Source organism: Hydrogenophaga sp. T66, assembly GCF_057219855.1.
In genome coordinates, this window is sequence record NZ_JBXVVX010000001.1 from 466,946 (window position 1) to 478,491 (window position 11,546).

Sequence of the window (11,546 nt, forward strand, 5' to 3'; positions counted from 1 at the left end):
GTGGTGTCTGTCTCGGGTGGCGGGCCGGGGCTCAGGGTGCCAGCGGGACCGCATGGGCCGCGATGGCGTCGAGCGTGGCGGTGTGGGCTTGCACGGCGCTGCGGCGGTGGTAGAAGCCGAGCGCACGCAGGCCGCCCAGTTCCTCGCCGCCGCCGGCGCGGCCCGGGCCACCGTGCAGGGATTGGGGCATCACGTTGCCGTGGCCGGTGTGCAGGCTGGCCACCTCGGGTGAGATGGCGTGCACGCGGCCGTGGGCGCTGGCCAGTTCGAGCGCGGCCGTGGCGGCGAAAGCCGGGTCGGCGCCGACCACGGAGCACACCAGCGAGCCCTCGCCGCGGCGGATGAGTTCGAAGGCCTGCTCGGGGCTGTCGTAGGGCATCAGCGTGGCGACCGGACCAAACACCTCCACCGCGTGCAGCACGCGCGCGCTGACCGGATCGCGGCGACCCAGCAGCACCGGCTGGGCGCAGGCGGCGATCGCGGGATCGGCGTCGATCAGGGGCCGGTCGCGGCCGTCGAACAGCACCTCGGCCTCGGTCTGCAGGTGCGCCAGTCCCTCGCGCACGCTGTCGTACTGGGCGCGGCTCACGAGCGCGCCCATGCGCACCCCCGCCGATCGCGGGTTGCCCACGGTGGTCTTGGCCAGCTGGGCGCCGATCGCCTGCGCGGCGGCGTCGTACAGCGCGCGCGGCACCAAGGCCCGCCGGATGGCGGTGCATTTCTGGCCGCTCTTGATGGTCATTTCGCGCGCCACCTCCTTCACGAACAGCGCAAAGCTCTCGCTGTCGGCGGTGGCGTCGGGCGCGAGCAGGGCGCTGTTGACGCTGTCGGCTTCGATGTTGCAGCGCACCGAACGCGCGGCGATCGCGGGGTGCTGGCGCAGCGTGGCGGCGGTGTCCGCCGAGCCGGTGAAGGACAACACGTCGAACGGTTCCAGCGCGTCCAGCAGCCCGGCCGAGGCGCCACAAACGACCGACAGCGCACCCGGCGGCAACACGCCCGCATCGATCACGTCCTGCACCATGCGCTGCGTGAGCCACGCGGTGGCGGTGGCGGGCTTGACCACCACCGGCACGCCGGAGAGCAGCGCCGGCGCGGCCTTCTCCCACAGGCCCCAGCTCGGGAAGTTGAAGGCGTTGATGAACAACGCGAGGCCGCGGGTGGGGGTGAGCAGGTGCTGGCTTTGGAAGGCCTCATCCTTGCCCAGGCGCGCGCGGCCGCCATCGAGCAGCGCGCGGGCGTCGCCGAGCTTGTCGCCCCAGCGTGCGTACTGGCCCAGCGTGAACAGGCCGCCGTCAATGTCGATGGCGGAGTCGTTCGCGGTGGTGCCGCAGTTGGCGGTGGCGATGGCGTAGTAGTCGTCGCGGCGGGCCTGCAGCACCTGACCGATCGCGGCCAGCAGGCCGGCGCGCTCGCGGTAGCTCAGCGCGCGCAGCGCCACACCGCCGGTCTCCCGGGCGGCGCGGAAGCCCTCGGCGAGGTCCAGCCCGGTGCGGTCCACGCGCACCAGCTCGGTGCCGAGCACGGGATCGAAAAGCGGTGTGCCAGCGCCGGTGCCGGTGTGCCAACGGCCGCCGAGGTGGTTGGGCAGCAAGGGGGAAGTCATGCGGGGTCCTGGAGGTGGGTGGAGGCGGGCGTCGATTGGCGCTATAAATGCACTATCTTGCGTCCTGCAAAACCTGCATTAAAGTGCATGTGTGAAAGTTTGACAAGGCCCACCCGGTCCGGCAGGCGCCGCCGGTGACCGCGGCGCCCCGGGCCGCACAGGATTTTTTATGAATGCGACGGACCACCCTCCGCTGACCGGCACGGCCGACCCGGCCCCGCCCGCCGACGATCCCAGCCGCCACCCCTTTCTCGTGGCGCTGGGCGAGCGCGTGCGCACGCTGCGCTCGCGCCGCGGCATGACGCGCAAAGCCGTCGCCCTGGCGGCGGACGTGTCTGAGCGACACCTCGCCAACCTGGAGTACGGCACCGGCAACGCCTCGATCCTGGTGCTGCTGCAGGTGGCCGACGCGCTGCAATGCCCGCTCGCCGAACTCATCGGTGACGTGAGTACCAGCTCACCCGAATGGCTGCTGATCCGCGAGCTGCTCAGCGGCCGCAACGAGGCCGAGCTGCGCCGGGTGCGGCAGGCGATCGGTGCCGCGCTGGGCGGCGGCGCGGCCTCGGCCGACGCCCAGCGCCGCCAGCGCGTGGCCCTGATCGGTCTGCGTGGCGCGGGCAAGTCGGCGCTGGGCCAGCGCCTGGCGGATGACCTCGGTTTTGCCTTCATCGAACTCAGCCGCGAGATCGAAAAATTCGCGGGCTGCAGCATCCAGGAAATCCACTCCCTCTACGGCACCCCGGCTTACCGGCGCTACGAACGCCGCGCGCTCGAAGAAGCCATCCAGATCTACCCCGAGGTGGTGATCGCCACGCCCGGCGGGCTCGTGTCCGACCCGGCGAACTTCAATCTGCTGCTGGCGCACTGCACCACCGTGTGGCTGCAGGCCGATCCGGCGGACCACATGGCGCGGGTGGCGGCGCAAGGCGACCTGCGCCCGATGGCCGCCAGCCGCGAAGCCATGGAGGACCTCAAGCGCATCCTCGCCGGCCGGTCGGCGTTCTATTCCAAGGCCGAGCTGCACTTCAACACCAGCGCCCACAGCGAAGCCGAGGCGGCGCGGGCGCTGGCGGTGGCGGTGCGCGACCTGATCGGCCGACCAGCGGTCATCGAATGACCCCAAAACATGCATAAAAGTGCATTGACTTGATTTCGGGTGATGCACTATTATTCCGGTCATGACGTCGCGACCGGTGAATCCCTGCCGGTGGCTGACCTCCCAACCCGAGGAGACAACCCATGAGCCAGCAACCCGCCGCGGTGGATTACCGCACCGACCCCAGCCAATACCGCCACTGGAAACTCAGCGTCGACGGCGCCATCGCCACCCTGGCGGCCGACTTCGCCGAGGACGGCGGCATCCGCCCGGGCTACAAGCTCAAGCTCAACAGCTACGACCTGGGCGTGGACATCGAACTGCACGACGCGCTCAACCGCATCCGCTTCGAGCACCCGCAGGTCCGCACCGTGGTGGTCACCAGCCTGAAGGACCGCGTGTTTTGTTCGGGCGCCAACATCTTCATGCTGGGCCTGTCCAGCCACGCCTGGAAGGTGAACTTCTGCAAGTTCACCAACGAGACCCGCAACGGCATCGAAGACTCGTCCAAGCACAGCGGCCTGAAGTTTGTGGCTGCGCTCAACGGCGCCTGCGCCGGCGGCGGCTACGAGCTGGCCCTGGCCTGCGACGAGATCATCCTGGTCGACGACCGCAGCAGCGCGGTGAGCCTGCCGGAAGTGCCGCTGCTCGGCGTGTTGCCCGGCACCGGCGGCCTGACCCGCGTGACCGACAAGCGCCACGTGCGCCACGACCTGGCCGACATCTTCTGCACCACCAGCGAAGGCGTGCGTGGCAAGAAGGCCGTGGACTGGCGTCTGGTGGACTCCATCGCCAAGCCGCAGCAGTTCGCCGCCCATGTGAAGGCCCGCGCCGAGGCCCTGGCTGCGCAGAGCGACCGCCCGGCCGACGCCCGGGGCGTGGCGCTGCCGCGCGTGGAGCGCACCGACCGCGCCGACGGCATCGACTACACGAATGTGAGCGTGGTCATCGACCGCGCCAAGCGCACCGCGACCCTCACCGTCAAGGCACCGACCACCGCCCAGCCGACCGACATCGCCGGCATCGAAGCCGCGGGCGCCGCGTGGTGGCCGCTGCAGATGGCGCGCGAGCTCGACGACGCGATCCTGAACCTGCGCACCAACGAGCTCGACATCGGCACCTGGCTGCTCAAGACCGAAGGCGACGCCGCCGCCGTGCTGGCTGCCGACGCGGTGCTGCTGGCCCATCAGGGCCACTGGTTCGTGCGCGAGACCCTGGGCCTGCTGCGCCGCACCTTCGCGCGGCTGGACGTGTCCTCGCGCAGCCTGTTTGCGCTGATCGAGCCGGGTTCGTGTTTCGCCGGCTCGCTGGCCGAACTCGCCTTCTGCGCCGACCGCGCGTACATGCTGGCCCTGCCGGACGAGCCGGAGCGCGCGCCCCGCATCACGCTGGGCGAGGCCAACCTGGGTCACCTGCCGATGGTCAATGGGCAGTCCCGCCTGCAGCGCCGCTTCTATGAAGAGGCCGCCGCGATGGACGCCGTGCGCGCCGCGGTCGGCCAGCCGCTGGATGCCGACGCCGCGCTCGCCCTGGGGCTGGTCACGTCCTCGCCCGACGACATCGACTGGGCCGACGAGGTGCGCATCGCCATCGAAGAGCGCGCGGCCATGTCCCCCGACGCGCTGACGGGCCTCGAAGCCAACCTGCGTTTCGCGCAGAAGGAAAACATGTTCACGCGCATCTTCGGCCGGCTCACCGCCTGGCAGAACTGGATCTTCATCCGCCCGAACGCCGTGGGCGAGAAGGGCGCGCTGAAGGTCTACGGCAAAGGCGACAAAGCCGCCTTTGATTTCAACCGCGTCTAAAGTCTTTTCATCGTTGTGCGGTGGGTTTCCCGGTGGAGCCAGCCGCAACCGCAGGTCAGTCCACCGACGAGCATTCCCGCAGGAGACCCCATGTCCGCCATCAACTACAGCGACAAGATCCCCAACAACGTCAACCTGTCCGAAGACCGCACGCTGCAGCGCGCCCTGGAGCACTGGCAGCCGAACTACCTGGAGTGGTGGAAGGACATGGGTCCGGAAGGCGCCCAGAGCTTCGACGTGTACCTGCGCACCGCCGTCAGCGTCGACCCGCAGGGCTGGGCGCAGTTCGACCACGTGAAGATGCCGGAGTACCGCTGGGGCATCTTCATGAATCCGGCTGAGCAGGGTCGCAAGATCCATTTCGGCGACCACATCGGTGAAGACGCCTGGCAGGACGTGCCTGGCGAACACCGCGCCAACCTGCGCCGCATCATCGTCACGCAAGGCGACACCGAGCCCGCCTCGGTGGAGCAGCAGCGTCACCTCGGCCTGACCGCACCGAGCCAGTACGACCTGCGCAACCTGTTCCAGATCAACGTGGAAGAGGGCCGCCACCTGTGGGCCATGGTGTACCTGCTGCACAAGTACTTCGGCCGCGATGGCCGCGAGGAAGCCGATGCGCTGCTGCAGCGCAACAGCGGCAGCCAGGACAACCCCCGCATCCTGGAAGCCTTCAACGAAGAGACGCCCGACTGGCTGTCCTTCTTCATGTTCACCTACTTCACCGACCGCGACGGCAAGTTCCAGCTGTGCGCGCTGGCCGAGTCGGCGTTCGACCCGCTGGCTCGCACCACCAAGTTCATGCTGACCGAAGAGGCCCACCACATGTTCGTGGGCGAGTCGGGCGTGGGCCGCGTGATCACCCGCACCTGCCAGGTGATGAACGAGCTCAAGACCGATGACCCGGCCAAGCTGCGCGCCGCCGGCGTGATCGACCTGCCGACCATCCAGCGTTACCTGAACTTCCACTTCAGCGTGACCATCGACCTGTTCGGCGCCGACCAGTCGAGCAACGCCGCCACCTTCTACAGCTCGGGTCTGAAGGGCCGCTATGAAGAGGGCAAGCGCAACGACGACCACGTGCTCAAGGGCCAGACCTACAAGATCCTGGAAGTGCAGGGCGGCCAGCTGGTCGAGCGCGAGGTGCCGATGCTCAACGCGCTCAACGAAGTGCTGCGCGACGACTACATCAAGGACAGCGTGGGCGGCGTGGAGCGCTGGAACAAGCTGATCGAGAAGGCCGGTCTGCCGCACCGCCTGACCGTGCCGCACAAGGCGTTCCACCGCAACATCGGCTCGCTCGCGGGCGTGAAGGTGTCGCCGGAAGGCCGCGTGGTGAGCGAGTCCGAGTGGCAGGCCAAGGTCGGCGAGTGGCTGCCCACCGCCGAGGACCGCGCCTTCGTCGCCTCGCTGATGGGTCGCGTGGTCGAGCCGGGCAAGTTTGCCAACTGGATCGCGCCGCCGGTCATGGGCATCAACCGCCAGCCGGTGAACTTCGAGTACGTCCGGTTCGCCTGATCCACCCCGCGCCGCGCCCGCGGCGCGCCACCCCCCGGACGGGGGGCGATGCCGGCGGACCGGGTACACCGGATCCGCGGCATCCCTTGACTGGGCTCGTGTGCGCAAACGGGCCCTCGTTGTTTGAGGAGTTTTCATGAACGCACCCGCCGAACTGGCTGTCATCAAGCAGCACCTGATCGACCCGGAGATCTGCATTCGCTGCAATACCTGCGAGGCGACCTGCCCGGTGGGTGCGATCACGCACGATTCGCGCAATTACGTGGTCGATGCGACCAAGTGCAACCTGTGCATGGCCTGCGTCCCGCCGTGTCCGACCGGCTCCATCGACAACTGGCGCACGATGCCGCGCGTGCGCGCCTATTCGGTGGAGGAGCAGTTGACGTGGGACGAGCTGCCGCCGGAGCTGGCGCCAGACGCACTGGCTGAAGCGGGTGAAGCCACCGAAGCCGCGCTGGACGAGGCGCCGGCGCCGGCCGCGGCCGCGCCGGCCGACGACCGTTTTGTGGCGTCGCGCTATGGCGCCACGCTGCCGCCCTGGAGCGCCGCGCACGCCTACACCAACCTGTACGGCCCCAAGGCCGCCCAGAAAACCATCACCGCCACCGTGACCGGCAACCTGCGCGTCACCGACGTGGGCACGGAGTACGACACCCACCACATCGTGCTGGACTTCGGCGCGATGCCGTTCCCGGTGCTGGAGGGTCAGAGCATTGGCATCGTGCCGCCGGGTGTGGACGCCCGCGGCCGCCCGCACCACGCCCGCCAGTACAGCATCGCCAGCCCGCGCAACGGCGAGCGGCCGGGGCACAACAACGTGTCGCTCACCATCAAGCGCGTGCTTGAAGACCACCAGGGTCAGCCGGTGCGGGGCGTGGCGAGCAATTTCATGTGCGACCTGCAGGTGGGCGACACCGTGGAAGTCATCGGGCCGTTCGGCGCGAGCTTCCTCATGCCCAACCACCCCAAGAGCCACATCGTGATGATCTGCACCGGCACCGGCAGCGCGCCGATGCGGGCGATGACCGAGTGGCGCCGCCGGCTGCGCGCGAAGTCGGAGAGCAGCGCCGGTCGCGGCAGCGACCCGCGAAGCGGCGGAGCGTGGGGGCCCGCATTCGAGGGCGGCAAGCTGATGCTGTTTTTTGGCGCCCGCACGCAGCAGGAATTGCCGTACTTTGGCCCGCTGCAGAACCTGCCCAAAGACTTCATCGACACCAATTTCGCCTTCAGCCGCACGCCCGGTCAGCCCAAGAAGTACGTGCAGGACGCGATGCGCGAGCGCGCCGCCGACCTGCTGCCCCTGCTCAAGGACCCGAACGCTTATTTCTACGTCTGCGGTCTCAAGAGCATGGAAGAGGGTGTCGTGATGGCCTTGCGCGACATCGCCCAGGCCGCCGGTCTGGACTGGGATACGCTGGGCAGCGCGATGCAGCGCGAAGGACGGCTGCACCTCGAGACCTACTGATCGGCCGCCCGTGGGGCGCCCGCGCGGCGCCCCGACGCCCTGTCGGGACATACCCGCGGCGGCTGGCGTGCGCGGGGCGGGATGCCGTACAGTCTCGCCTCCGTATGCATGCCACCCTTCCATCCCACGCGTCCCGGCCCGCCATCGAGGTGGATGTCGTCATGCGCCGCGAGCCGGTGCCGGGCGCGATGGCGCGCTGGCAGCCGTGGCGCTGGGTGCTGGCCGACGTGATGCTGCACGCCGGGCCCGAGGAAACCGCCCTGCTCACGCCCGACGAAACCCACGAGCCGCAGCCGGTGGCGCCGGTGGACGAGGCGCGCGAGGTGGCGGGTGCCACCCACTGGCTGTTTCCGCGCCACCGCGTGACCCTGTTTCGCGACGACGCCGAAGGCCTGTACCTCAACCTCAACAGCCCGCAGCCCTGCTTCTGGGTGTTCTGGCGGGCGGACGAAGAGCGGCTGCTCGATGGCGAGCCGATGGCCGTGCCACAGATCGTCACCCTCAGCTACCACGACGCTGGCCGTTGGCTGGACGCGCAGGAGCGGGTCGACCAGGTGCCCGCCGCGCCCGAGGTGATCGACTGGCTGCGCGCGTTTGTGGACGAGCGCTACGTGCCCGAGCCCAAAAAGCGCAAACGTCCCGACAGCTTCCGCCCGCTGACCGACCGTTTCGGCCAACCGGCGCGCGTCTCCACCGGCAAGCGATGAATTTCTGGCGCCCTCAGCCCGCCCGGCCATGACCTCGGACGACAGCTTCTTCTCGCGCTGGTCGCGCCGCAAGCAGGCCGCCCGCACCGGCGAAGCGCTGCCGCCTGAGCCGCCGGCGCCGCTGCCCGCGCGCGACCCGGTGCTGGCGCCGGCAGCCCCGGTGCCCCCGGCCGCGGGCGTGGCGGCAGCAGCCCCGGGCACCGCGCCCGCGGCAGCCCCCGCCGAGCCCCCGCCCACGCTCGACGATGTGGCCCAGCTCACGCCCGAGTCCGATTTCTCGCGCTTCGTGGCCCGCGACGTGCCAAGCAGCGTGCGCAACGCTGCCGTCAAGAAACTGTTCGCCGATCCGCACTTCAATGTGATGGACGGGTTGGACATCTACATCGACGACTACACCCAGGGCAGCCCGCTGGCCGAGGCCGACCTGGCCCGCATGGTCGGCGCGAAGTTCCTCAAGCTGGTGGACGACGATCCCCCCGCCGCCGACGGCGCGACCGCCGCCGCCCCCACACCCCCGACGGTGGCCGCTCCCGTGGCGGCGCCGATCCCGGACAGCGGACCCACCGCTGCCGCCCCCGACGGCTCCCCGGCCGCCGATCTGCCCCCGCCCCACGATGACCACGCTGATCTGCAACTGCAACCAGACCATGCCCCTGAACGCGACGGCGTTGGGCGAGGCGCTGGATGAAGACCTGACCGTCCACACCACGCTGTGCCGGCGCGATGCGCCCGCGTTCCAGCGCGCCAGTCGACGGCCCGACGAGCTGGTGGTCGCCTGCACGCAGGAGGCCCGGCTGTTCAACGAGTTGGCCACGCAGACTGAGGGCGCGGTGCCGCTGGACGTCCGACCGATCCGCTTCGTCAATATCCGTGAAACCGGCGGCTGGGGCCGCGAGGCCGCCGCGGCCACGCCCAAGATGGCGGCCCTGCTGGCCGCCGCCCGCGTGCCGGACCCGGAGCCGGTGCCCACCGTCACCTACCGCAGCGCGGGCCGCCTGCTGATCATCGGATCGCTCGACGAGGCCGAGCGCGTGGCGGGTCTGGTCGGTGATGCGCTGGACGTGACCATCCTGGCCCAGGGCGGCGCGGGCGGCCAGCCGCGCACCTGGCCGGTGCTGGGCGGGCAGGTCACGGGCGTGACCGGCTGGCTCGGCGCTTTTGAAGTCAGCTGGTCCAGTGGCAACCCGATCGACCTGGACCTGTGCACGCGCTGCAACGCCTGCGTCGCGGCCTGCCCGGAAGGCGCGATCGGTCTGGACTACCAGATCGACCTGGCCAAGTGCGCCAGCCACCGCGCCTGCGTGAAGGCCTGCGAGGCGGTCGGCGCCATCGATTTCCAGCGCGACGCGCAGGCCCGCACCGAAACCTTCGACATCGTGCTGGACCTGCGCGCAGAGCCCGCGTTCGCCCAGCACGCGCCGCCGCAAGGCTACTTTCACCGCCCGGGTGGGCTGCAGGGCGAGACCGGCCTGCAAACCGTCATCCGCCTGCGCGAGCTGGTGGGCGAGTTCGAAAAGCCGAAGTTCTTTGTGTACAAGCAAAAGGTCTGCGCCCACGGCCGCAACGAGACCGTGGGTTGCGACGCCTGCGTGCAGGTGTGTTCGGCCGCCGCGATCCGCAGCGATGTGGAGCGCCAGCAGATCGTGGTCAATCCCAACCTGTGCGTGGGTTGCGGCGCCTGCACCACCGTCTGCCCCACCGGCGCGCTCACCTACGCCTACCCCCGCGCGAGCGAACAGGGCGTGAAGTGGCGCACCGTGCTGCAGACCTACGCCCGTGCCGGCGGCACCGACGCCGCCCTGCTGCTGCACAGCCAGGAGGCCGGCGGTCGTCTCGTGGAGGATCTGGGCCGCGCGGCCGCGCTCGACCGCCGGGTGCGCGGCGTGCCGGCCCGCGTGATTCCGCTGCCGCTGTGGCACACCGCCTCCGTCGGCGCCGACCTGTGGCTGACCGCCTTCGCCTACGGCGCCTCGCAGGTGTGGGTGCTGATGACCGACGAAGAAGCGCCGCAGTACCGCGACGCCCTGCGCGAGCAGATGGCGGTGGCCCAGGCCATCGTCACTGGCCTGGGCTACACCGGCACGCACTTCCGGCTGATCGAGGCCCGCGATGTGGCCTCGCTCGACAGCCAGCTGGCCTTCCCGACGGCGCAAGGCGTCAAGCGCCGCGCCAGCTACGCGGTGCAGGCCGAAAAGCGGGCGACGCTTGAACTCGCCCTCGACCACCTGCTGCAGGACAGCGCGACCCACGGCGCCCGCGCCGAGGCCGTGGCGCTGCCGGCGGCCTCGCCGTTTGGCAGCGTGTCGGTCGACAAGGACCGCTGCACCCTGTGCCTGAGCTGCGTGAGTGCCTGCCCGGCCAGCGCGCTGCAGGACAACCCCGAGCGCCCGCAATTGCGCTTCATCGAGAAAAACTGCGTGCAGTGCGGCCTGTGCGCCACCACCTGCCCGGAAGACGCGATCACGCTGCAACCGCGCCTGTTGCTGACCGAGCAGCGCAAGCAGCTGCGCGTGGTCAACGAGGCCGAGCCGTGGCGCTGCATCCGCTGCAGCAAGCCCTTCGGCACGCTCAAGGCGATCGAGAACATGCTGGAGCGCCTGTCCACCCACGCCATGTTCCAGGGCGAGGCGGCCGAACGGCTGAAGATGTGCGGCGATTGCCGCGTCATCGACCTCTACAGCAACCCGAACGAAACCCGCATCACCGACCTCTGAGCCCGACCATGACCGACCGCATTCCCGTGTCGTCCGCGCTGGACGAAGAAACCGCCCGCGCCGAGGTCTACGGCCTGCTGGCGATGCTGTACTACGCGCCGCCCACCCCCGAGCTGATGGCGCAGCTGCGCGTGGCCGTGACCGAGGCACCGGCCGCCGGCGCCTTTCTGGAAGAGCCGTGGCGTCTGGTGGTGGGCGCCGCGCGCGAACACAGCGACGAGGCGGTGCGTGAAGAGTTCGAGGCCCTGTTCGGTGGCTTGGGCAAGCCCGAGATCTACCTGTTCGGTTCGCACTATCTGGCGGGCTTCCTGAACGAAAAGCCGCTCGCGCAGCTGCGCAGCGACCTCGCCGAACTCGGCCTGGCCCGCGATGAGACCATGCCCGAAACCGAGGACCACGTCAGCTACGTGTTCGAGGTGATGCGCTTCCTGATCGCCGGGGACGACGTCAGCGTGTCCAACCTGACGCAGCAGCAAAAGTTCTTCGCCGCCCACGTGTTGCCTTGGCTGCCCCGCCTGTGCGAGACGCTGGCGGCCCACCCGGCCGCGCGTTTCTACGCCGCGCTGGCGGGCTTCACCCAGGCCTTTATCGGCGTCGAAGCCCAGGGCTTCGACATGCTCGACTGACGCCCCCGC

9 protein-coding genes are annotated in these 11,546 nt (G+C 69.8%); 8 read left to right on the forward strand and 1 reads right to left on the reverse strand.

Translation table 11 applies throughout. The features are described 5' to 3' along the window. Window positions 1-31 precede the first annotated feature (31 nt). Window positions 32-1,606, reverse strand: coding sequence for a 3,4-dehydroadipyl-CoA semialdehyde dehydrogenase (locus tag AC2D80_RS02235; RefSeq protein ID WP_484631349.1), 1,575 nt, complete (start codon window positions 1,604-1,606; stop codon window positions 32-34). Between the two features lie 169 nt (window positions 1,607-1,775). On the opposite strand from AC2D80_RS02235, the gene AC2D80_RS02240 reads away from it, so the two are divergent. The 8 genes from AC2D80_RS02240 to AC2D80_RS02275 all read left to right on the forward strand — a co-directional run bounded on the left by AC2D80_RS02240 (window position 1,776) and on the right by AC2D80_RS02275 (window position 11,537). Next, window positions 1,776-2,723, forward strand: a complete 948-nt coding sequence (locus AC2D80_RS02240) for a helix-turn-helix transcriptional regulator (protein WP_484631350.1) — start codon at window positions 1,776-1,778, stop codon at window positions 2,721-2,723. A gap of 122 nt (window positions 2,724-2,845) precedes the next feature. Beyond that, window positions 2,846-4,507: a 2,3-epoxybenzoyl-CoA dihydrolase gene (gene boxC / locus AC2D80_RS02245; RefSeq protein ID WP_484631351.1), complete on the forward strand. Its 1,662-nt coding sequence runs from the start codon at window positions 2,846-2,848 to the stop codon at window positions 4,505-4,507. A 90-nt stretch (window positions 4,508-4,597) separates the two neighbouring features. Beyond that, window positions 4,598-6,025 (forward strand): benzoyl-CoA 2,3-epoxidase subunit BoxB, encoded by a 1,428-nt coding sequence (boxB, locus tag AC2D80_RS02250; RefSeq protein WP_484631352.1) that lies wholly within the window; start codon window positions 4,598-4,600, stop codon window positions 6,023-6,025. 136 nt (window positions 6,026-6,161) lie between these two features. Then, complete coding sequence (gene boxA / locus AC2D80_RS02255) at window positions 6,162-7,490, forward strand: benzoyl-CoA 2,3-epoxidase subunit BoxA (protein WP_484631353.1); 1,329 nt, start codon at window positions 6,162-6,164, stop codon at window positions 7,488-7,490. A 104-nt stretch (window positions 7,491-7,594) separates the two neighbouring features. After that, window positions 7,595-8,197 (forward strand): DUF3305 domain-containing protein, encoded by a 603-nt coding sequence (locus tag AC2D80_RS02260; protein ID WP_484631354.1) that lies wholly within the window; start codon window positions 7,595-7,597, stop codon window positions 8,195-8,197. A gap of 28 nt (window positions 8,198-8,225) precedes the next feature. After that, window positions 8,226-8,885, forward strand: coding sequence for a DUF3306 domain-containing protein (locus AC2D80_RS02265; RefSeq protein ID WP_484631355.1), 660 nt, complete (start codon window positions 8,226-8,228; stop codon window positions 8,883-8,885). After that, window positions 8,845-10,911, forward strand: coding sequence for a 4Fe-4S binding protein (locus tag AC2D80_RS02270; RefSeq protein WP_484632630.1), 2,067 nt, complete (start codon window positions 8,845-8,847; stop codon window positions 10,909-10,911). Before AC2D80_RS02265 ends, AC2D80_RS02270 begins: the two co-directional genes overlap by 41 nt. Before the next feature lie 8 nt (window positions 10,912-10,919). Then, window positions 10,920-11,537, forward strand: coding sequence for a TorD/DmsD family molecular chaperone (locus AC2D80_RS02275; RefSeq protein WP_484631356.1), 618 nt, complete (start codon window positions 10,920-10,922; stop codon window positions 11,535-11,537). Window positions 11,538-11,546 lie beyond the last annotated feature (9 nt).